The organism is Anaerosporomusa subterranea (assembly GCF_001611555.1).
Taxonomy (GTDB): Bacteria; Bacillota; Negativicutes; order Sporomusales; family Acetonemataceae; genus Anaerosporomusa; species Anaerosporomusa subterranea.
This window is the reverse complement of the sequence record NZ_LSGP01000025.1, coordinates 258,004-278,889: the sequence shown is the minus strand read 5'-3', so window position 1 is coordinate 278,889 and position 20,886 is coordinate 258,004. Positions and strand designations below refer to the sequence as shown.

At 44.5% G+C, this 20,886-nt stretch carries 22 protein-coding genes; 18 read left to right on the top strand and 4 right to left on the bottom strand.

The features are described from left to right. The first annotated feature begins 19 nt into the window (after positions 1 to 19). The 3 genes from AXX12_RS16225 to AXX12_RS16215 all read left to right on the top strand — a co-directional run bounded on the left by AXX12_RS16225 (position 20) and on the right by AXX12_RS16215 (position 3,853). Positions 20 to 1,237 carry a pyridoxal phosphate-dependent aminotransferase gene (locus AXX12_RS16225; protein WP_066244990.1) on the top strand — a complete coding sequence of 406 codons (1,218 nt, stop codon included), beginning with the start codon at positions 20 to 22 and terminating at the stop codon, positions 1,235 to 1,237. Beyond that, complete coding sequence (locus tag AXX12_RS16220) at positions 1,234 to 1,671, top strand: RidA family protein (RefSeq protein WP_066244988.1); 438 nt, start codon at positions 1,234 to 1,236, stop codon at positions 1,669 to 1,671. Before AXX12_RS16225 ends, AXX12_RS16220 begins: the two co-directional genes overlap by 4 nt. Before the next feature lie 520 nt (positions 1,672 to 2,191). Further along, a complete protein-coding gene (locus AXX12_RS16215; RefSeq protein ID WP_066244986.1) occupies positions 2,192 to 3,853 on the top strand; it encodes a ribonuclease J in 1,662 nt (553 codons plus the stop codon). A gap of 199 nt (positions 3,854 to 4,052) precedes the next feature. On the opposite strand, the gene AXX12_RS16210 is transcribed toward AXX12_RS16215, so the two are convergent. Beyond that, positions 4,053 to 4,604 carry an HD-GYP domain-containing protein gene (locus tag AXX12_RS16210; RefSeq protein ID WP_066244984.1) on the bottom strand — a complete coding sequence of 184 codons (552 nt, stop codon included), beginning with the start codon at positions 4,602 to 4,604 and terminating at the stop codon, positions 4,053 to 4,055. 352 nt (positions 4,605 to 4,956) lie between these two features. On the opposite strand from AXX12_RS16210, the gene AXX12_RS16205 reads away from it, so the two are divergent. After that, entirely contained in the window at positions 4,957 to 5,154 is a 198-nt protein-coding gene (locus AXX12_RS16205) for a CDGSH iron-sulfur domain-containing protein (protein ID WP_066244982.1), read from the top strand. Positions 5,155 to 5,304: 150 nt separating this feature from the next. Further along, positions 5,305 to 6,168, top strand: a complete 864-nt coding sequence (locus tag AXX12_RS19095; RefSeq protein ID WP_082816933.1) for a CDGSH iron-sulfur domain-containing protein — start codon at positions 5,305 to 5,307, stop codon at positions 6,166 to 6,168. A 71-nt stretch (positions 6,169 to 6,239) separates the two neighbouring features. Here AXX12_RS19095 and AXX12_RS16195 read toward each other — a convergent pair whose 3' ends face one another. Continuing rightward, positions 6,240 to 7,133, bottom strand: a complete 894-nt coding sequence (locus AXX12_RS16195) for a cation diffusion facilitator family transporter (RefSeq protein WP_231881924.1) — start codon at positions 7,131 to 7,133, stop codon at positions 6,240 to 6,242. Positions 7,134 to 7,160: 27 nt separating this feature from the next. Beyond that, entirely contained in the window at positions 7,161 to 7,580 is a 420-nt protein-coding gene (locus AXX12_RS16190; RefSeq protein WP_066244976.1) for a MarR family winged helix-turn-helix transcriptional regulator, read from the bottom strand. Between the two features lie 291 nt (positions 7,581 to 7,871). Here AXX12_RS16190 and AXX12_RS16185 point away from each other — a divergent pair, with 291 nt between their 5' ends. Next, on the top strand, positions 7,872 to 9,551 hold the full coding sequence (locus AXX12_RS16185) for an MDR family MFS transporter (RefSeq protein ID WP_066244974.1): 1,680 nt from the start codon (positions 7,872 to 7,874) through the stop codon (positions 9,549 to 9,551). 449 nt (positions 9,552 to 10,000) lie between these two features. On the opposite strand, the gene AXX12_RS16180 is transcribed toward AXX12_RS16185, so the two are convergent. After that, positions 10,001 to 10,885 carry a LysR family transcriptional regulator gene (locus AXX12_RS16180; protein WP_066244972.1) on the bottom strand — a complete coding sequence of 295 codons (885 nt, stop codon included), beginning with the start codon at positions 10,883 to 10,885 and terminating at the stop codon, positions 10,001 to 10,003. Positions 10,886 to 11,019: 134 nt separating this feature from the next. Here AXX12_RS16180 and AXX12_RS20055 point away from each other — a divergent pair, with 134 nt between their 5' ends. From AXX12_RS20055 to citD, 12 genes are all read left to right on the top strand, one after another. Then, positions 11,020 to 11,154, top strand: coding sequence for a hypothetical protein (locus AXX12_RS20055; RefSeq protein ID WP_269448412.1), 135 nt, complete (start codon positions 11,020 to 11,022; stop codon positions 11,152 to 11,154). A gap of 319 nt (positions 11,155 to 11,473) precedes the next feature. Then, entirely contained in the window at positions 11,474 to 11,686 is a 213-nt protein-coding gene (locus tag AXX12_RS19470; protein WP_066244970.1) for a hypothetical protein, read from the top strand. After that, positions 11,625 to 11,819, top strand: a complete 195-nt coding sequence (locus AXX12_RS19465) for an aspartate/glutamate racemase family protein (RefSeq protein WP_331711627.1) — start codon at positions 11,625 to 11,627, stop codon at positions 11,817 to 11,819. The genes AXX12_RS19470 and AXX12_RS19465 overlap by 62 nt, the downstream gene beginning before the upstream one ends. Positions 11,820 to 12,535: 716 nt before the next feature. Beyond that, a complete protein-coding gene (locus AXX12_RS16170) occupies positions 12,536 to 13,567 on the top strand; it encodes a Bug family tripartite tricarboxylate transporter substrate binding protein (RefSeq protein ID WP_082816930.1) in 1,032 nt (343 codons plus the stop codon). Between the two features lie 78 nt (positions 13,568 to 13,645). After that, entirely contained in the window at positions 13,646 to 14,092 is a 447-nt protein-coding gene (locus AXX12_RS16165) for a tripartite tricarboxylate transporter TctB family protein (RefSeq protein ID WP_066245238.1), read from the top strand. A gap of 13 nt (positions 14,093 to 14,105) precedes the next feature. Then, positions 14,106 to 15,632 (top strand): tripartite tricarboxylate transporter permease, encoded by a 1,527-nt coding sequence (locus tag AXX12_RS16160; protein WP_066244968.1) that lies wholly within the window; start codon positions 14,106 to 14,108, stop codon positions 15,630 to 15,632. Positions 15,633 to 15,789: 157 nt separating this feature from the next. After that, positions 15,790 to 17,715, top strand: a complete 1,926-nt coding sequence (locus AXX12_RS16155) for an aconitate hydratase (RefSeq protein WP_066244965.1) — start codon at positions 15,790 to 15,792, stop codon at positions 17,713 to 17,715. 22 nt (positions 17,716 to 17,737) lie between these two features. Then, positions 17,738 to 19,402 (top strand): thiamine pyrophosphate-binding protein, encoded by a 1,665-nt coding sequence (locus AXX12_RS16150; RefSeq protein WP_066244963.1) that lies wholly within the window; start codon positions 17,738 to 17,740, stop codon positions 19,400 to 19,402. Positions 19,403 to 19,441: 39 nt separating this feature from the next. Then, positions 19,442 to 19,756 carry a hypothetical protein gene (locus tag AXX12_RS16145; RefSeq protein WP_066244961.1) on the top strand — a complete coding sequence of 105 codons (315 nt, stop codon included), beginning with the start codon at positions 19,442 to 19,444 and terminating at the stop codon, positions 19,754 to 19,756. Next, positions 19,744 to 20,217, top strand: coding sequence for an aldolase/citrate lyase family protein (locus AXX12_RS16140; RefSeq protein WP_066244959.1), 474 nt, complete (start codon positions 19,744 to 19,746; stop codon positions 20,215 to 20,217). Before AXX12_RS16145 ends, AXX12_RS16140 begins: the two co-directional genes overlap by 13 nt. Before the next feature lie 70 nt (positions 20,218 to 20,287). Beyond that, entirely contained in the window at positions 20,288 to 20,488 is a 201-nt protein-coding gene (locus AXX12_RS16135) for a hypothetical protein (RefSeq protein ID WP_066244956.1), read from the top strand. A 113-nt stretch (positions 20,489 to 20,601) separates the two neighbouring features. Beyond that, on the top strand, positions 20,602 to 20,886 hold the full coding sequence (gene citD / locus AXX12_RS16130; protein WP_066244954.1) for a citrate lyase acyl carrier protein: 285 nt from the start codon (positions 20,602 to 20,604) through the stop codon (positions 20,884 to 20,886).

Genomic DNA, 20,886 nt, shown 5'->3' with positions numbered 1-20,886 from the left:
GAGAGGAAGGCGAATCCTAATGAATTTGTTAACTGATAAGTTTTCAAAGCTGGGCTGTGATAATGCTCCCGGCCAGGAGGGGCGCCAGCATGTGAGCGAAATTCAATTCCGCGGAGAAAAAATCCCCGGAGTACCTGTCGACTTTTCCCATGGCGATGTAAATACAAATGCATTTGAGCCAACACCTGGCGCGCTGGAGGAATTTATAGCAGGGGTCAAACGCGGCGGCGAAGTGGCCTATACCGAATATCGCGGGAGTAGCAGCACCCGCGAGGATTTGGCCGGAAAACTCGCTAAGTTTACTGGAGCTATTGTTTCCGCTGATAATGGTCTTATCATTACCCCTGGATCGCAGGGAGCGCTGTTCTTGGCAATGGGTGCCACCATTGGCAGGGGTGACAAGGTTGCAATCGTTCAGCCTGACTATTTTGCCAATCGAAAGCTCGTTGAGTTCTTTGATGGCGAGCTCATTCCTGTCCGAATGGACTATCTTGGGTCGACCAAAGACACCGGTTTAGACCTCACGCAACTTGAAGATGCATTCAAAGCTGGCGCTAGACTCTTTTTATTTTCCAACCCCAATAATCCTGCAGGGGTGATTTATTCGGCAACCGAGATCCGTGCCATTGCCGACCTTGCACAAAAGTACGGTGCCACAGTCATCGTGGATCAACTCTATTCCCGACTGCTTTACGATGGAAGGACTTACACACACCTGCGCGCGATGGACATCAATCCGGACAATGTGATCACCATTATGGGCCCGTCAAAGACAGAATCCCTAAGTGGCTACCGGTTAGGAGTGGCATTTGGCTCATCTACAATCATTGACCGCATGGAGAAACTACAGGCGATCGTGTCACTGCGCGCTCCCGGATATAGCCAGGCCGTGTTAAAAACCTGGTTTTCCGAGCCAACTGGGTGGATGGATGAACGAATCACGTTGCATCAGGCAATACGGGATGATTTACTAATGAAATTTCGACCTGTGGAAGGGGTTAAAGTGAGAACGACGGAAGCCGGCAGCTATATCTTCCCCCGGATTCCGGAATTAGCTGTTACCACACAGGAATTCATTAAAATTCTTCGGCTTCAGGCTGGAGTAACTGTGACACCAGGTACGGAATTCGCTCCATACTTAACCGATAGTTTCCGTCTCAACTTCTCGCAAAATCACGAGGCTGCCATACACGCAATCGAACGCATTGTTGAACTAATTGAGAGGTATCGTAAATGAATGCCGTATCCCAAGATATAAATCCCCTCCCGCAAGGAAAATATGTAGCTGCAACTCGACATGGCGATATTGTATACACATCTGGAATGACGCCGAGGAAGAATGGTGTCCTTACTTTCACGGGAAAAGTCAGTTCTTCTGAATCGCTTGATACGTATAGAGATCCCGTCAGACTAGCTGCCGCCAACGCACTTACCGCAGCCCGGAATTTAATCACGGTTCAGGAGCATCTGGCGAGGGTGATCAGTCTCACCGTTTTCATTGCTGCAGACGAAACATTTCAAGCGCATTCGCGGCTGGCAGACTTCGCTTCAGAGTACTTGCATCAGGAAATCGGAGACGCAGGTATCGGAAGTCGGGCTGCGATAGGGGTTGCCTCACTGCCCGGCAATGCGCCGGTGGAGATACAGCTCGTCGCTGCAATCTCTGTATGATGGTCAAGCATCCATTATCGCCGCCAAAACCGATAATATGGATGTCAGAGCTTTCAACGAAAACGCTGTCACTGAATATACGATTGCATAGGATTCGCTCTTTGACAAACAAGTAGACAACCCAAATAAAATTGTTTAAGCAGCCTTGGTTCGAAAATCTATCGGACTAAGGCTGTTTAATTTTGTCTGGATTGTCAACACGTTGTCGAACAACTTTTATAAGGTCAGTTGCCTAAACTCAACAGGCGTCAAATAAGTTAATGTTATGCAACCGTTTATTCTTGTCTATACTAAGAAAGTGATTATTCTTGCTCCAATACGCCTGCTTAAAGAGGCTCTTGCCAATAACTTGTACTTTCGGGAAATGTAGGGTATAATAAATCAACTACATTGAACGGCGTGCTTTAGCTTTTTTCGACTTTGAGCGGACGATGTTGGCTTGTCAAAAGGGTTGCGATCTCAACCATAAGTGAGATCTGGTTCGTTGTGGCTAAAATTAAAAATATATGGAGGTTTTCACTTGGAACAAAAAAACAAATTACTCATCATCCCTCTTGGTGGGCTGGGCGAAATAGGGAAAAACATGACTGTTTTCCAGTATGGTGATGATATTGTCATTCTCGATGTCGGCCTTGCATTTCCGGAAGATGATCTGTTGGGAATCGATTTGGTCATACCTGATATGACTTATCTCATCGATAATCGGGACAAGGTTCGTGCAGTTGTTCTGACCCACGGTCACGAAGACCATATCGGGGCTTTGTCATATCTTCTGAAAGAAATCAATGTGCCTGTTTATGGAACCCGGTTGGCATTAGGTCTAGTAGAAGGACGGTTAAAAGAAAATCGGCTGACTGGCTACAACCTAATGCCAGTCAAACCAGGGGACGAAATTACCATTGGTGAATTTCAAATTGGCTTTATTCAAGGAAGTCATTCAATTCCTGACGCTTGCGGCTTGTACTTTACCACACCAGTTGGCACTGTCGTGCATACAGGAGACTTTAAGATTGACCAAACCCCAGTTGACGGTAAGCTAATTGATATTCATAAGTTTGCCGAATTAGGCAACAAAGGTGTTTTGGTGCTGATGTCAGACAGTACCAATGCCGAGCGCCCTGGCTATACAGGCTCGGAACGCGAGGTTACCCTAGCCTTAGATGAAGAATTTAAGCAAGCCAAAGGCCGTATTGTTATGGCTACTTTTGCGTCTAACGTATCACGCATTCAACAGGCTGTTTATACGGCCTGCAAGTATGGCCGCAAAATCGTCGTACTTGGCCGGAGCATGGTGAATGTAGTCAATGTTGCCACAGACTTAGGATATCTAGAGATGCCGGAAGGAACGTTGATCGAACCAGAAGAGATGAAACGGTTTCGGGATGATCAAATTCTGATCCTTACCACTGGTAGTCAGGGTGAGCCTATGGCTGGTCTTAGTCGAATGGCTACTAATACCCATCGCAGTGTTTCTATATCTGCTGGCGACACTATTCTGATTGCAGCGACGCCCATTCCTGGCAATGAAACTTCGGTGTCCAAAATCATTGACAGCCTTTTCCGCCTAGGGGCGCACGTAGTCTATGAAAAAATATCAGGCATTCACGTTTCCGGGCATGCTAGCCAGGAAGAACTGAAATTAATGTTGAATCTGGTTCGGCCTAAGTTCTTTATCCCGGTGCATGGGGAATACCGAATGCTGAAAAAACATGGCAAGATTGCCGAAGATTTGGGCATAGCCCATGAAAATGTCTTTATGGGTAATAATGGTGATGTCTTTGAATTCACAAAAGACACAGGCCGTGTTGCCGGCAAGGTAAAGGCCGGGCGAGTCTTCGTTGACGGACTTGGTGTTGGTGATGTCGGTAATATTGTCATCCGTGATCGGCAGCAGCTTTCCAAAGAAGGCATTATTGTGGTCGTTGTCACACTTGATAAGCAGAGCGGGGCGTTGCTGTCAGGGCCTGATTTGGTATCGCGTGGTTTTGTTTACGTTCGGGATTCGAGCGCACTCATGAATGAGGCGCAAGTTAGAGTAAGAGCTGCTTTAGAACGTTGCGAATCTAATAATATCAGTGATTGGTCTTCAATTAAATTACAAGTTCGCGAAGTCTTAGGAAAATATTTATTTGAGAAGACCCGTCGTCGTCCAATGATCATTCCGATTATTATGGAGGTCTGAAAGGCTTCTTTAATCTAGTGGGTTATAGAGAACCGTAGTGTTACTACACGCTAAATAAAAGGCCAGGAAAACCGTTATAAAATGCGGTTTCCTGGTCTTTTTTTACCCCTGACGAGAAATCCCTATCTTTCCGGATCCTCCACAGTAGGCAAGTCAGGCATGAGGCTACTACTAATATGTTTGTATAATTTGATAATCATTATATAAGCCTTAGGAGTCGAATTAATATTGGATGAAATTGGCCGCCGCTATTTTGCCGAAAATCTTCGGCAATTTCTTTAATTGTTTTAGGTGATTGATAAGGTCTTCCATTAAGCATTACTTCTATAGCGTCCGCTATAGAACAGATTTGGGCTAAAAGGGGAATTTCGTTACCTTTCAAACCGAAAGGATATCCGCTACCGTCGTATCGCTCATGGTGATATAGAGCAATCTCCGCAATATCGGGTAGAATTTTATTTTCCCTTAAAAAAATGTATCCAAGTAATGGATGCCTTTTAAGTTCGGACAATTCCTGTTCCGATTGGATACTTGCCAAGTCTGCTTGGGGGAATGCAACTTTCCCGATATCATGTAATAAGCATCCTAGGAAAAGATGCACTTTTTCGACTGCTGTTAAGCAGTCCAGATGTACGGCAAGATATATGGCGATATGGGATACAATAAGCGAATGCCCGATTAATTCAGTCAGTTCCGTGATTGGTGTCATGGAGTAGGCAGACCAATCAGGGAGCAAATGCTCGCCTGCCATTGTTCTCCTCCTAACAGTAAACTTATTCTGTTACATAGTATTCAATGGACAATTGTATTGATACAAGAAGCAGAATTAAAAGCGTAAGCTTGCCTCAAAGAGGGCGGCTTACGCATGTTTGCTAAGCAAGTCTATTCCTTAATTCTTGAAAAGCGCTCATTATCTATTTTTATGTGATGATAAGTAGTTACCATTATTCTCTGTATCTTAATAATCGTTTTCCTGGGCGCAAGCTTCATGCTCACCATTAGACTTCGGGCATGATCATGATTTGCTGGTTCAACTTGCACATATAAACAAAGGATGGGGGAGACAATAATAGGCAACTAAGACGAAAGGAGGGAATATAACAATGGCCGATTTGAAAATACAGGTTTTAGACAATGGCCCCAATATAGTTATAGGAAATGCGGATGTGGTCGATGCGGATGGAAATAGTTTCAAAAAAGGCGAACAATGGGCGTTATGCCGCTGCGGGTTGTCTAAAAACATGCCGTTTTGCGACGGATCACATCAAGGGAAGTTCAATAGTGCTCCACGAGCTAAGTAGATTAGAAAGTAGCTTTCCATCCATCTAAAATACAGTGAATACCACTACTGAAACGTATTTGAGAGCCATCCCTTTTTAATTAAGATCAGAGCTGTTCTATAGTGGTATTCACGCTAATCTATATGTCATTAAGAAAGGTGGCTTTGCAATATGATTTGGGCGACGCGAATTATTCAGGGACTACTTGCTATTGCTTTTTTGTTATCCGGTAGTATGAAGTTATCAGGAAGCCCAGAGCAGGTGGCTATGTTTTCAGGGCCTTTTGGCTATTCCGTTGGATTTATGTATGTGGTGGGGGCTATAGAGGTACTATCTGCTATTGGACTTATCGTGGGCTTATGGAGACCACGATTATCGATTATCCCGACTGGCGTACTCTTGGTAACCATGGCGGGAGCAGTTTTCACCCATTTGCGTGCCGGTCAAGGAATTGGAGCAGCCGTCCCCTCGCTTGCTCTTTTGCTCTTATCCGCGATACTACTAGCATTACTACTACGGGTGCGCGATGTTACGTCGTCACCCTTACAACCAGCATGTGCGAAACCAATACAAAAGGGAGACGGTGATAATAAGGACAAAGTGCCTCTACCTCGATCAACTACGAATGATGTAGCAGAAATCAAGGTAATTAACGATGGGCCAAACCTAGTTCTAAGCAAGGATGCCGAAGTAATTGACGCACAGGGTAACCGCTTTAAAACAGGTGAACAGTGGGCATTATGCCGGTGTGGCCTTTCGAAAAACATGCCGTTCTGTGATGGGTCTCACCAAGGAAAGTTTAGCAACTCGCCGAAAGCCAACCAAACATCGCAAAATGAAGAAACAACGATTAAAGTGACAAACGATGGGCCAAACCTAGTTCTAAGCAAGGATGTCGAAGTAGTTGACGCACAGGGAAAGCGCTTTAAAACAGGTGAACAGTGGGCATTATGCCGATGTGGCCTCTCGAAGAACATGCCGTTCTGTGATGGGTCTCACCAAGGAAAGTTTAGCAGTTCACCAAAAGCGAAATAAAAAAGCATCATAATTTAGTTTTCCAATAAAAAACTGGCACATTGTAACGTGCCAGTTTTTGTGTTGATGGGTTAATCACCAGAATCCCGGCTCATATCATGGCGCACTTCCGTCTGGATAGTACAGAATTGAAACATGTAGTCATTCCTAATAACGGATGTAGCCGTGTCTAGAATCAATTGGCTATTAGCTCTTGGATCAATTAACAAATGACAGGCAAACGAGTGAACACCCGAAGTAATTGTCCAGACGCGCAGGTCATGAATGTCAAGGACCCCATCGATACGTGCAAGCGATTCCTTAATTTGGACCGGGTCAATGTTTGAAGGTGTTCCTTCCATGAGGATATGGACTGCTTGTTTAATCACCCGCCCGGCTCCTCTTAAAATAACGAGTGCTACTGCCATGCTGATTATTGGGTCTGCAATAAACCAATTAAAATAATACATTAGAAGGCCAGCAACGATTGCCCCTACTGATCCCAGAGCATCCCCGATGACATGGAGGTAAGCGCTACGCATATTTAGGTTGTGCGTAACATCCCCTTGACGTAGAAGAACCACTGCGCTAAGAACGTTGGCAATAAGTCCAATTAGAGCAATTACCATCATCGTACCGCTCGCTACCGTTTGAGGCTCCAGGAGACGTTTATATGCCTCCATAATAATCAGGACAGCGATTACGAACAGCGTTATTCCATTAAACAGTGCGGCAATGATTTCAAAACGATGATAGCCGAATGTTTTTTGCGGAGAAGGCGGTTTTGCTGCCAGCCACATGGCAAACAAACTAAATAGCAGGGATGTCACATCGCTAAGCATATGGCCCGAATCCGAGAGCAGCGCCAGACTGTTTGTAATCAACCCCCCAATAAATTCTGCAACTAAGATGACTGAGGTGATCGCCACCGCAATGGCTAATCCCTTCTGATTTCCTTTTCTCTGCTCAGCGTGGTGTGAGTGCACGACTGTACCTTCCTTCATGTAACCGATTTAGAAAACTTCTGAATTGATCTTTTGGAGCAAACAATAGAGTGAGGTTGCCTCTTCTTCAGAGAGAGTCGACAAAATTTGATCCGATAAGCGTGTGTGGTACTGATGGTGCTCGATATACGCTTGTTGTCCCTTAGAGGTTAAAGAAATTAGGTATACTCGCCGATCCTCTTTCAGCGTTTCCCTAATCGCATATTCTTTCTTTTCCAATCGGTCAACTGTCACTGTAGTCGTACCTGTTGTTACGCCCAGTCTTTGCGCTAGTGTCTTCATATTCATTCTTCCTAGTTCCCCGATAACCTCAATGGCGTGGGCCTCCGAAACAGTCAGGTCGCTTGCTCGTATAACCGAGTTCTCCCATGACGAAAAGCCGTTAAAAAAAGCAAGTAGTTCATGGGTTAATTGTTCCTTCACGATGATAACTCTCCTTTGTTAGCTTGGATCTATAATTACTCTACTACAAAACAGTTTGAATATCAAACAAATTGCGATGCCATTTGAATCGATTAATTGCTTCTGTTTCTGGAATGGTAGCATTTTCGTACAATGATAGGTCGAATCTTATTAAACTCGCGAATTTCGCGGTTTTTTTCTTGTCGAATAAGGATGCTAAGCGATATGGGTTGAGGTTACTGCCAAAATAATTTCGCCCTATCATGTACATTATAATAAGGCCTAATCCAAAGCCTAAAAGGAGGCGAACGAAAAACTGTGTTTGCTAAAAGTCAACGTACAACGCTCGTGGCAGGACTGTTATTGGCAATGTTTTTTTCTTCGCTTAACCAGACTGTAGTTGGGACCGCTATGCCGAGAATTATTGGTGAACTTGGCGGGTTAAGCATTATGACATGGGTAACTACCGCTTATATGTTGACATCGACAACAGTAGTGCCGATAGCCGGTAAACTTGCAGACCTCTATGGACGTCGAGTGATCTATATTACCGGACTAACAATATTCATGCTGGGGTCTATTCTTTGTGGGACTAGTAGCAATATGCCGCAATTGATTATCTATCGAGCGTTCCAAGGTATCGGCGGTGGTATCATGATGCCTTTAGCTATGACGATTGTGGGAGATATATTTGCTCCCGAGGAACGTGGTAAATGGCAAGGGATTATGGGGGCCATATTTGGACTAGCATCAGTAATTGGCCCAACAATTGGGGGCTGGATTGTTGATTATTCATCGTGGAAGTGGGTATTCTACATAAACTTACCAATTGGACTTTTAGCGACAATTACGATATACCTTGGGTTAAAGAACGAAAAGAGACTGACTGATAAGGTAGTTATTGATTATGCCGGCGCTATTACACTAATTACCGGGACTGTAGGTTTATTGTTAGGATTAAATTTCGGCGGTACGCAATACTCGTGGCTATCGTGGCAAATCCTTGGTTTGATGGGAGTATCGTTAATATCTTGGATATTATTTATTAATTTCGAAAACAAGGCTGTCGAACCGGTATTAAGTCTATCGCTATTTAAGAACAGGATTTTCACGGTTTCTAACATTGTCGGATTTTTAATGGGCTTAGGCATGTTTGGTTCGACTATGTTTTTACCTTTATTTTTCCAAGGAGTGCTGGGTATAAGCGCGACCAGTTCAGGTAATACCATGTTGCCTATGATGATCTCAATGATGCTGACAAGTGTTATCGTTGGCCGTTTTGCAACTAAGATTGCCTTTCGGTCGATGTATATAGCTGGGATGACTTTAATGTCATTTGCTTTTTTTCTGCTGAGTACCATGACAGTGAACACCACACAGTTCACTGCAATGCTATTTATTGTTATCCTGGGAGCTGGAATCGGAATAGTAACACCAATTCTTACCCTTGCTGTGCAAAGCGCTTTTGGGCCAGAACAGCGCGGGGTGGCAACTTCGGCAACTCAATTTTTCCGTAGTATTGGCGGAACTATAGGCATTACAGTACTTGGGGCAATTTTTAATCGTTATTCAGTCAACGTGATGCAACAGGAATTTTTCCCTGTCATACAAAATGTACCATTGGCGATGACTGGTTCTATGGCGGACATGCTGGCAAGAGCCCAAGCCGATCCCCGTAGTTTATTCAATATTTTGCTCAGCCCGGAAGCCATTCATATGATGACAGTCAATATGCAACAGCTATTGCTGCCGGCACTTAAAACTGCCTTGGCTGATTCACTCCATATTGTCTTCTGGGTTGCCATGATCATTTCAATTGCCGGTATACTTGTAAGTCTGCTAATGGGGGGAGCTAAGCTTAACAACAAAGTCGACAGGTCAATTGCAGAGCAAGCAGGTGTAACCTTATATGCTGACGGGCTAGCTGCTGAGATGGAATTGGCTGCTGAACTCGTTCCTGACCTTATTGATGGGGACCAACCTAAACGAAAAAAGTGACGATTTCCGCCAATAATCTTGACGTTATCGGGCAGGATGTTGATGCTATCTTAAACGGGTAATCCAAGAAGCGAATGATTTCACAAAGACATTTTAGCGGGGTTGTAAACTGAGCAGGTCTACAACTAAATGGTTATCATGAACAACAGCAAATAACCGGCGCAAACATCATGCTTGCGCCGGTTTATGTTTATAAGCTGACTATATATTGGAGATGTTTCCATGACCAACCAAATTGGAAACCTAACCGTCTCATGAACAAAAAATCCCCCTATTTGCTCCAACAAGCCTACAACCCCGTAGATTAGACAGTAAAATATTTATAATTTTGATGAACTATAAACATTTTTCTCAGAAACAAATTGTTATCTTGAACGGACAAGGCTATATCAGAGCGGTGGGGCGAAAAGTGTTCGCCAAGGCGAAGTGCGGGGATGAGGCTTTGCTTTTTAGGGACAGCGGATCTGATACATGCCGGTAATAAAGTTGATGAACGCCCTCGATGCCTTTGAAAGGTATTTGTCTCGATTCCATGCTAGCACAATATGGGAGTGAATTGGGTCAGATAGGGGGGAGCTACGAATAGTAGAATATCTTTGGGCTATTGATTCAAAGAGAAATGAAATGCCTATTTCTAGTTCCACTAGACTGATTATCGTCTCGATCTGGCTAGACGAAAAGATGATTTGAGGAGTAAAGTGGTACTTCTTACATTCTGCCATGATGGCCTGTCGGTTATAGGTGTCTTCTTTAAGTAAAATAAATGGCTGATCGCTGAGGCTACTAAAAGGTATACTTGACAACTTGTTAAGCGGATGGTTGGAATGCATACACACATGGATTTGGCCTGTGGTAATGGGGAATGTTTCTAAGACAGAAGAACTATTAGATCTTGTTATAATTCCGATGTCAAGCCTGCCTTGCTCTAGTAAGTTTTCAATGGCTAATGATCCCCCTTCTACGGCTGTAAGTTTGATATGGGGATATTGCTTTCGAAATCCAGCGAAGATGTGTGGAAAAAGGAACACTCCAATCATGGGGGGGATACCTATTTTAATAGATCCTGTTTGGAGTGATCTAAAGTCCTGCATCTCACTTACCGAATCATCAATGCGCGAGAGAATATCATTTGCGCGCTGAGAAAATATAATTCCTTCGGGAGTTAGTGTTATTTGTCGCCTGCTTCGGTCAAACAGGGATACGCCGAGCTCCTCTTCTAATTTTTGAATTGCAATTGACACAGAGGGCTGAGCGATGCGCAGTTCTTCTGCCGCTTTCGACATACTATTTAATCTGCTAACCACTTGAAAATACTCTAATTGCCGCAATTCCATAATCGTAAACCTTCCTAGTATAGTTTGTATATATAATAACATAGATGGACTATATTTCAAATTAATGAATTATGAAGATATAATGTAATCAAGCGTTTATAAACATACATTAAAATAATAGGGAGGCGAATCGAATGGCAATACATGAAATCGTGCTTCTCATTATCATTTCTATCGTTTGGACAGCTGCATTGGCGCATCGGGCTTGTCAATTTCTCAAGAAGGATCAGGATAGGCCGCATAAGGGTTACAGAAAAGCGAGTCGCTAATTGCAGCGGCTCGCTTTTCTGTAACCATCAGAATTTTGAATCTACATATAAAATATCTTATGGATATCGTATTCGGACTTAAAGAAGAGGATTAGGGTACGTTTTGTTTTTTAATGACAGAGTGATACGTCCATAAAGTAATAAATTTGCAGGAAAGTAAATCCAATATAAAGAACTAAGAGCTATAGTTAACCTTATGATACTATAGCTCTAATTATAATACATAAGAAGTAGAGATGGTTAGTGTAAGTAGTAGCTAGCATCTGTATAATCAAACAATGATTGAAAAGCAAGCTAATTTGCTGGAGGTGCTTATATAATGAAAAAAGTCGGACTGGTAGGTGGGATTGGCCCAGCATCCACGCTGGATTACTACAAAGGGATCATCGATGGTTATCGGGTGAGGACAGCTGGCGACAACTATCCCCAAATGATCATCGACAGCTTAAATCTCGCCGAAATGTATTCCTATGTATCAAACAAGCAATGGGATGAGAACAATGCTGCAGATTGCAAATCGAATACTATCTGAGAAAAATGCAGATGCACTGATTCTCGGATGCACCGAGCTGCCACTTATAATACAGGAAAATGATTTAGACACATTGATTTTGGACACAACTCAGATACATATCGACGCCATATTAAGCTACATGCTTGCATAGGGGAAGAGCTTTGGATGATGAAGGAAAAACTCCCAGCCATACGGTCTAGGATCAGATATTGCATCTTGGACTCAGTTCACGAACAGTTCGCCAGAGGAACAAAAGGAGTTGTTTCTGAGCGAACGATATGCGCGGCTGCGGCAGGCTGCCCATTTAGGTAACCAGTACATGTGCTTCACTTGCATGAAATCATGTCCGGTAGGTGGAGAGCGGGGAAAAATACTGTAACCTATAAAGTTAAATATCAAATTAAAATACTACAACACATACTAAACCCGCATACCATCGCGGGTTTCAGACCGTCGACAAAAAGGGCACCTTACGCTTTGCGTGAAGCGCCTTTTTTGTCGACGGTCTGACCGCTTGTCTCATTGACGAGCGGCTATTTTGCAGTGGGTGAATTGCTTATAAAAGTTTACAGATAAAAGCCACCTGTCTCAAGAGGAGATGGATTGCGTAAGGTTAGGGGATGCCTCAACTGGATAAAAATGAGGAACGGGCAAATTATTAATAAGTTGTATCTTAACGGAATATAGTTATTATAGCTTGACAACCTAACGTGTCAAACATAACGAATAATCAAAGTTTCATTTTCGGGCTCTTGCAAGACGATCTCAACTATTGCGAAGAAACAAGAACCATTATTGAAGGGAGGTTCATACTTGAATTTTATTAACAATTCCTAAAATAAAGTGTGAGTAAAAAGGAGTGTGGAAATGATGATTTCTAAAAAAGTAAAACTAATATCGCTTCTTATCGCCATCGCACTCGTAATCAGTCTAGCTGGTTGCTCCAAAAAAGCGGCAGCTCCCGAAGAAAAGAAGGGTTGGGCTCCGCAGAAACAAGTAACGCTTCTGGCAGTTGCAGGTGCAGGCGGCGGCCTTGACATGGTTGCCAGAACCATGGCTAAGCTCTTTGATCAGACAAAAATCATTACCCAGCCAATCATAGTAGAGAACAAACCAGGTGGCGGACAAGTTACAGGTACTGTTAGCTTTGCTAACCAGGATGCTAAAAACGATCATAAATTAATGATAGCGTCTACTCCATTTATCTTGAACCATATTAAAAAAGACGGAAACAGCCCGATCGGTCCTGACCAAATATATCCTTTAGCACTGCTGCAGGAAGATTACGGTGTTATTGCCGTCAAAGCAGATTCCAAGTATAAAACCTTAAAAGAACTGTTTGATGCAGTTAAGGCCAATCCCGCTAGCGTACAATTCTGCGGTGGCGGCGCCCCTGGAACATGGGACCACCTTAACTCTGTTTTACTTGCACGTAAAGCTGGCGCTGATATCAAAACCATGAAATACAATACCTATGATGGCGGCGGCGAAGCATTAACCGCCCTGCTCGGTGGGAATGCTGATGCTCTGACATCTGATGTATCGTCAATCAAGCAATATGTTCAGGCTGGCAGGGTAAGAGTATTAGGTGTTTCGTCGGCAGCAAGGATTGCTGACGATGAGGTTATGAAAAATATCCCAACCTATAAAGAACAGGGCTTCGATGTCGTAACCTCTAACTGGCGTGGGATTTTTGCCGGAAAAGATGTACCTGAAGCTGCTAAGAAATACTGGTCAGAGAAAGTAGCAGAATTGTGTAAAGCTCAAGCATGGAAAGATGAGCTGAAGAAACAAGGAGTTATCTACGTTTATAAGGATGCCAAAGGTTTCTATGATCACATCAAAGCTGAGCAAGTAATGTACACCGAAATTTACAAAGAGTTAGGCATGGCGAAATAAAACTTTAGACAATGTACTGAAGAGGGGAGAAGAGGCTTGCTCTTCTCCCTGTTTTTAGAAAGGAAAGTGAAAAACACTGTGAATAAAACCTTTGACCGCTATGTGAGCGTAGTTTTCTTGGTTTTAGGTGTCGCAATTTATATATATTCCCAAACCTTAACAGTATCGAATGTGGGAATTGCTATCGGACCTAAAGCGCTTCCTAGCTTTTTGTCGGTAATTCTCATCATTCTCAGTGCAGTAAATCTTGTTGTGGCAATTCGGTCTACGACTCATGATAAAAAAGAAGAAAAACTCGAGTATAAGAAGTTTTTAATTATTCTTGTTTCGTTGGTCCTTTATGCGCTATTAATCGAGCCGCTCGGTTATGTTATCACTACCTTTTTGTTCCTGTTAATCGGTTTTCAAACCATGGAAAAAGGCAAATACCTGCAATCGGTAATCATTGCTGCCGCATTTGCTGTTGGCATTTACTATTTCTATGTCGAAGTATTTTTGGGCGTATTACCGCCATTACCTTTTTAAGGAGGGGATAGAATTGGATGCATTACAATTTCTTGTACAGGGGCTCAGTGTAGCCTTAGAGCCTCTTAATCTTTTCTTTGCATTTTTCGGTTGTTTGATAGGGACGCTGGTGGGTGTACTGCCAGGTATCGGACCGATTAGCGGCGTCGCCCTTCTTATTCCGGTTACAGCAACGTTAACAAGCGGACTGCCGACAGAACAAGCTGCCACAAGCTCCATAATTTTACTGGCAGGTGTCTATTACGGCGCGATGTACGGCGGATCGACAACTGCGATCTTAATCAACACTCCGGGAGAAAATTCTTCGGTATGTACGACATTGGACGGATATCAAATGGCTAAACAAGGCCGGGCAGGAGCTGCTTTGGCTGTTTGTGCCATTGGTTCTTTTGCCGCCGGTTTGATTGCGTGTATAGGGCTTGTTTTTATGGCCGTTCCTCTCGCTGAATTTGCCTTAAAGTTTAGTCCCGCTGGCCAATTCTCCCTAATGATTCTGGGGCTTTGCGCCTTGAGCAGTCTGGCCGGTAAATCGCAGATTAAAGCCTTTATCATGACCACACTGGGCTTGATACTGTCGACGGTGGGCGTTGATCCCATATCCGGAGTGGCGCGTCTGACTTTTGGCTATTCAGAGCTTTATTCCGGTATCGAATTCCTGACGATGGCTGTAGGAATGTTTGCCTTGGGAGAAGTCTTTAAGACAATTCTAACCAACGATTATGCAACAGGTGAACTTATTAAAGTCGGCAAGGTCATGCCAACCAGACAAGACTTAAAAGATAGCGCCGTGCCAATCCTGCGTGGATCACTGTTAGGATTCTTTCAGGGACTAATACCTGGATGCGGGGCTACTCTGTCTTCCTTTATGGCTTATACCGTGGAGAAAAAGCTAAGCAAAAATAAAGCGAATTTCGGGAAAGGGGCTATTGAAGGTGTTGCCGCACCCGAAGCTGCCAATAATGGAGCCGCCGGTGGAGCCATGATTCCTTTATTAACCTTGGGAATACCCGGCACAGGAACCACAGCCGTCTTAATGGGTGCACTCATCATGTTTAACATCACCCCTGGGCCCCTTTTATTCCAAGACCATCCGCAAGTAGCCTGGGGTTTGATCGCCAGTATGATCGTAGGTAATTTTATGCTTTTAATATTAAATCTTCCTCTGGTTAAAGTCTTCGCTAAAGTGATTGAAACACCGCCTAAATATCTGATTCCCGGGATAGTTGCTATCTCTGTGTTCGGTGTTTACGCTGTACAAGTAAGTGTGTTTAACCTGTTTCTGATGATTGGCAGCGGTCTTGCCGCTTACTACCTGGCAAAAAATGATTACCCAATAGCGCCGCTTGTTCTATCCCTTATTTTGGGCCCAATGATTGAAAATAATCTGCGTAGAGCCATGAACCTTTATAACGGTGATTACAGTATGTTCGTTAGGGATCCGATTTCATTAATATTCCTGATGATTGCCGTCTTATGGGTCGCAATACCGGCCGTTATGAAGTTAAGGGGTAAAAAGGTGATTGTAGAAGAAGGAGTCTAAAGAGGATCGCATGGGTGTTCAAGAATCGCCGTTGGCATGCAATTTGCATTGGCGTAGTTATAGCCTAAACCAGCCAAGAATTTTGCTGCAGGCACCGACTTAACTCAAACAGTGCAAATCTGCAGAAGTTGGTTACCTAGATTAGGGGAGGGTGGAAATGAAACAGACAATTACTGAGAAACTGATCGCCGCATCACTTGCCGAAGGGGAAATGATCAGAGGCCAGCGGATAGGAATCCTCGCGGATCAGACTTTATCGCATGATCTTAACGGGGTCATGTCATACCAGGCGTTTGAGGCAATGGGTTTAGACAAAGTAAAGGTTGATTTGGCAGTGCATTATATCGATCATAACATGATCCAAGCCGACTATAAAAATTCCGATGATCATCGGTACCTGCAGGATATCACAGCAAAGGCCGGTGTTATTTGTTCCCGCCCAGGCAGCGGAATTTGTCATCAATTGCATTTAGAGCATTGGGCGCGTCCAGGGAAAACGCTGATCGGCGGCGATTCGCATACGGTTGCTGCCGGCGGTATTGGGATGCTGTCCATCGGCGTAGGGGGCTTTGATGGCGCGGTGGCAATGGCGGGAGAGCCTTTTTACCTAACCATGCCCAAGATTGTTAATGTCCAGCTTATCGGCAAGCTCCCGCCATTTGTATCGGCAAAAAATATCATTCTCGAACTGTTGCGCCGCATTTCCGTACATGGAGGTGTTGGCAAGATTCTGGAGTATTCCGGGCTGGGGGTAGAAACATTGAATGTCGCGGAACGGTCTACTGTCACGAATATGGGGCAGGAGACAGGGGCGACTACATCCGTTTTTCCCAGCGACGAAAACACCAGAAAGTGGATGCGGGCCTACCACCGGGAAGAACAGTGGGTACCGCTGGCAGCCGATGAAGGCGCTGTATATGATGAAACCATTGTTATTGATTTGACTAAGCTTGAACCGCTTATCGCCATACCACACCAGCCGGATAAGGTGGTTTCTGTTCGCGAAGTGTCAGGGACAAAAGTGGATCAGGTAATGATGGGCAGTTGTACGAATGGATCCTTGCAAGACATTCTTTCTGTCGCCCATATTTTAGGAGGAAATCCTATTCATCGAGATGTCGATACCGGACTTTATCCCGCTACCCGCACCGTTATCCGCGAGAGCATTGCCCGCGGCGCACACGATAAAATTCTGGCGTCTGGCGTACGAATTTTTGAACCGGTCTGCGGGGGGTGTAACGGATGTGGGTTTGCGCCGCAGACAAATGGGGTCTCGCTGCGAACAACTCCGCGAAATTTCCTGGGGCGCAGCGGAACTGCTTCGGCGCAGGTTTATCTTGTCAGTCCCGAAGTAGCAGCCGCCTCTGCGCTGACCGGGGTTATCACAGATCCCCGGGATCTGAATTTACCTCCGCTTACCTATGAGATGCCCGAAGTGTTTGCGGATGATCGCGACATGTTCCAGCTTCCCTCAGCCGAACCAGAAAAAATCACTATCCGCAGAGGACCTAACTCAAAGCCCATCCCGGAAATGCCGAGTTTACCGGATGTTACGAGTGGCGAGGTATTAGTTAAAGTCGGGGATGACATTACAACCGATCACATTGTTCCGGCGGGAGCTAATTACACGCCGATTCGCTCCAATATTCCTGAGTTTTCCAAACATGCCTTTAAGGTAGTTGATGAAACATTCGCTGAACGGGCCCAAAAAGCCGGTGGCGGGTTTATTGTCGGCGGATCAAACTACGGGCAAGGATCCAGCCGTGAACAGGCGGCCATGGTGCCTCGATACCTAGGGGTAAAAGCAGTTATTGCCAAGAGCTTTGCCCGGTTGCATCTGGCTAATATGGTTAACTGGGGGCTTTTCCCATTAATGTTCATCGATGCCAAAGATTATGACAAGATTGGCCAGGGAGATTATCTAGCAATGGATACTGATCGGCTGAAAGAAGGTGAGAATCTTATTCTCAGAAACGAAACGAAAAAGATGGATATTATCGTGGCTTCCCCGTTATGCCAGGCAGATCTCGACGCAGTGAAGGCTGGGGGCAGGATCAATCAGGTCAAGGATAGACAAAGGTAAAAAGACGTTGGAGGGATTATCGATGAGAGTCTCGGAAATCATTGTAAGAATATTGGAAAGAGAAGGAATTACAGATGCTTTCGGCATCCCTGGTGCAGGTATCAATCCGGTATATAAGTACTTGGGCCTTTCGAAGATCAAACATTATACTGTCAGACATGAAGAAGCAGCTGTTCATGCTGCAGATGGATACTACAGAGCTTGCGGCAGGATGGCTGTTGCGATGTGTACTTCAGGCCCAGGGGCTACTAACTTTGTTACTGGTGTATACACAGCAAATGTCGACTCGATTCCCATTCTCGCTATAACTGGGCAAGCAGTCACCGCCCAACTTGGCAAAGATGCATTTCAATGTGTCGATATTGCTAAAATTTGCGAGCCGGTTGCCAAAGCAACTTTCTGCGTTACGGATGCTTCGAAGATCGTTGAAGTAATGCAGAAAGCCTTTATGCTGGCTAAATCCGGGAAACCGGGCGCAGTTGTAGTTGACCTGCCGCTTGATGTACAGATGGCAGAGATCGATTTCAACCCAGACGAATACCAGCCGCTGCCATACGACAATCCACGCCCTAATTTGGCAGATATCCAAAAAACAATTGCCATGATCAATGAGGCCGAGAACCCCGCCATTATTATGGGCGGTGGTGTTATCCTGGCTGAGGCTGCAGACTTCTGCGTAAAGTTTGCGGAAATGCTGCAGATACCAGTGATTACCACATATATGGCCAAAGGCGGAATACCCGTAGACCATCCCCTTAACGCAGGCCATGCGGGGATTCAGGTCGGTCAGCCTGTCGGCAATAAGGTATTCACTGACTCTGATCTTATCCTCGGCATCGGTTGCCGTTTTACTGACAGGCATACCGGAAATATCAATGTGTACAAGGGAAATAGAAAGTTCATTCATATTAATGTTGAACCCAAAGAGATTGGAAAAATCTTTCAACCCGATCTCGGTATTGTAGCGGACGCCAAGTACGCGTTAGAAGCATTGCTTAAGGTTGCGGCATCAGAAGGCAAGGTAAAAATTTCTTCCCGTGTTGCATCCTTGCCTCAACTGCGAACCGAATTAAAACGGAAAACCGATTATAACTGCGTGCCTATTAAGCCGCAAAGAGTTTATGAGGAATTGAATAAATCCTTTAAGGATAATGCAATGTTTACTACCGGCTGCGGATTGAATCAGATATGGTCTGGACAGCTTCAGAATATTGATGAAACAGGCTTGTATTTCCCCTCTGGCGGCGCAGGAACATTGGGCTTTGATATTCCTGCCGCCTTTGGCGCAAAAGTTGCGAATCCTGATAAACACGCCGTAGCGGTCATGGGGGATTTCGGTTTTACTTTCCATGTGCAAGAGTTAGCAACTTCGGCGACCTATGGCGTTCCGATAATTGTTGTCATAGTGAATAACGCCTTTCTTGGTCTCATCAGACAAAATCAAAAGTATGCTTATAGTTTTGAACATGCAGTCAAGATGGAAGTGAATCAGGGCGTTATGGATTATGTCAAAGTTGCCGAAGGCTTCGCTTGCGCCGCTGAAAGAGTCTTCAATCCGGAAGATATCACCGGTGCATTAGCAAGAGCAGCCAATTCTAAGATACCGTATGTTATTGATATCGTCTGTGAGTTGGAGACAGATTGCTCGATGGGGCTTGCTGTTGATAGTGTCAGAGAGTTTGTTTGATATTCCTAACCTGAATGAATAGCTGCTGGAGGTCAAGCAATGAACACCTTAGAAAAAAAGATGGTTGAGATACTGAAGATACTGCGTGAGAACTATGGAGCGACTGCGGTCAAAGCATCATTTGAAGCGGAAGGCATCTGTTTGAATGAATTGTTAACAACAAAGGAAATTGTCCTTAAAGCAGACGCCGGCCTTACCATTAAAATCGGTGGCTGTGAGGCCTTAACCGATATCCGGCTGGCAAAAATGTATGAGGCTAATTCCATTATGGCCCCAATGATCGAATCCAGATTTTCGCTGGAAAAGTTCCTGGGAATGTCTGGAGACGTACTCCAGACGAATTGGAAGATCTAAAGCTGTTAATTAACATAGAGACTGTTGACGGACACGAAAAAATCGATCGGATTTTAGAAGCATCCAATCTCGATATGTTATATGGGATAGTGCTCGGCCGGACCGATTTATGCAATGCCTTAAAGGTTAAGGATCCAAATGCTCCAGAAATATTGTCACTTGCAAAAGATCTGTTCACGAAAGTCAAACAACATAACCTCAGGTGTTTGGTCGGAGGCGGTATTACCGCTAGATCGGTGCCGTTTTTACGAGAATTAAATGGGCTCATTGACGGGTATGAAACGAGAAAAGTCGTGTTTGGGGACTATGATAAGGCGAAAGTAAATATAGAGGAAGGTATTCGACTAGCGCTTACCTTTGAGTATCATTGGTACGAATTGAAACAGCGATATTATGGTGAATTATATCAAGAAGATGCCGCCAAGATAAAGAGCTTATCCTCTATTTTAGGCCTGCAATAACACAATCAGCTGGCTGCAGCCTTTTCCCCAGACAGTGTGTTGAGGTTACAATGCTTTTGTTCGAGGCGATATGGCTACCGCTGTCGAAAAGCAAAAAAAGGCTTCACTCATTCCGATGATGGGTAGTTTTGGTCCTAATGCGGCCGTAGTCAAGCTGGGGCTCAGTAAACTCGGTATTTGCGGTCCGACGGTTGCAGCACCACTACGGTTGGATAGTGATCAAGAAGATAAGATATTAGCCTGGATGCGCCGGGTGGGGCTTGAAGTATAATACATCCTGCACAGCAAATGCTCTCAGATTTAGAGGCGGCATGATGCAAGTACGCACCAGCGCTTTCAAATGGTAGGTTTCTTTTTGTGATTAATATAATGGGGGATTTGTTTATGTACAAGTTGCTTACGCCAGCGCAGGCTGGAACGGTGGAGTCGTCCGATATTCTCATCATGCTGGCTCCTGCCGAACCGGGAACGGGAATACAAGTTCGGTTGATAAGTCCTACTATGCAGCAATACGGTGAGCATATTGAGAATTTAATAGTCAGAACGCTGGAAAGCCAGGGGATCACAGATGCAGAGGTGCATGCCAATGAAAAAGGCGCTTTGGACTACACGATAGAAGCTCGGGTAAAGACTGCCATAAAACGGGCAAGTGGCCGGAGGGGGTTTTAA

Bases quoted from the DNA above. Each gene is read 5' to 3' on its own strand.
- AXX12_RS16225 (WP_066244990.1), top strand. From the start codon at position 20: ATGAATTTGTTAACTGATAAGTTTTCAAAGCTGGGCTGTGATAATGCT.
- AXX12_RS16220 (WP_066244988.1), top strand. From the start codon at position 1,234: ATGAATGCCGTATCCCAAGATATAAATCCCCTCCCGCAAGGAAAATAT.
- AXX12_RS16210 (WP_066244984.1), bottom strand. From the start codon at position 4,604: ATGGCAGGCGAGCATTTGCTCCCTGATTGGTCTGCCTACTCCATGACA.
- AXX12_RS16205 (WP_066244982.1), top strand. From the start codon at position 4,957: ATGGCCGATTTGAAAATACAGGTTTTAGACAATGGCCCCAATATAGTT.
- AXX12_RS19095 (WP_082816933.1), top strand. From the start codon at position 5,305: ATGATTTGGGCGACGCGAATTATTCAGGGACTACTTGCTATTGCTTTT.
- AXX12_RS16180 (WP_066244972.1), bottom strand. From the start codon at position 10,885: ATGGAATTGCGGCAATTAGAGTATTTTCAAGTGGTTAGCAGATTAAAT.
- AXX12_RS20055 (WP_269448412.1), top strand. From the start codon at position 11,020: ATGGCAATACATGAAATCGTGCTTCTCATTATCATTTCTATCGTTTGG.
- AXX12_RS19470 (WP_066244970.1), top strand. From the start codon at position 11,474: ATGAAAAAAGTCGGACTGGTAGGTGGGATTGGCCCAGCATCCACGCTG.
- AXX12_RS19465 (WP_331711627.1), top strand. From the start codon at position 11,625: ATGTATCAAACAAGCAATGGGATGAGAACAATGCTGCAGATTGCAAAT.
- AXX12_RS16170 (WP_082816930.1), top strand. From the start codon at position 12,536: ATGATGATTTCTAAAAAAGTAAAACTAATATCGCTTCTTATCGCCATC.
- AXX12_RS16155 (WP_066244965.1), top strand. From the start codon at position 15,790: ATGAAACAGACAATTACTGAGAAACTGATCGCCGCATCACTTGCCGAA.
- AXX12_RS16150 (WP_066244963.1), top strand. From the start codon at position 17,738: ATGAGAGTCTCGGAAATCATTGTAAGAATATTGGAAAGAGAAGGAATT.
- AXX12_RS16145 (WP_066244961.1), top strand. From the start codon at position 19,442: ATGAACACCTTAGAAAAAAAGATGGTTGAGATACTGAAGATACTGCGT.
- AXX12_RS16135 (WP_066244956.1), top strand. From the start codon at position 20,288: ATGGCTACCGCTGTCGAAAAGCAAAAAAAGGCTTCACTCATTCCGATG.
- citD (WP_066244954.1), top strand. From the start codon at position 20,602: ATGTACAAGTTGCTTACGCCAGCGCAGGCTGGAACGGTGGAGTCGTCC.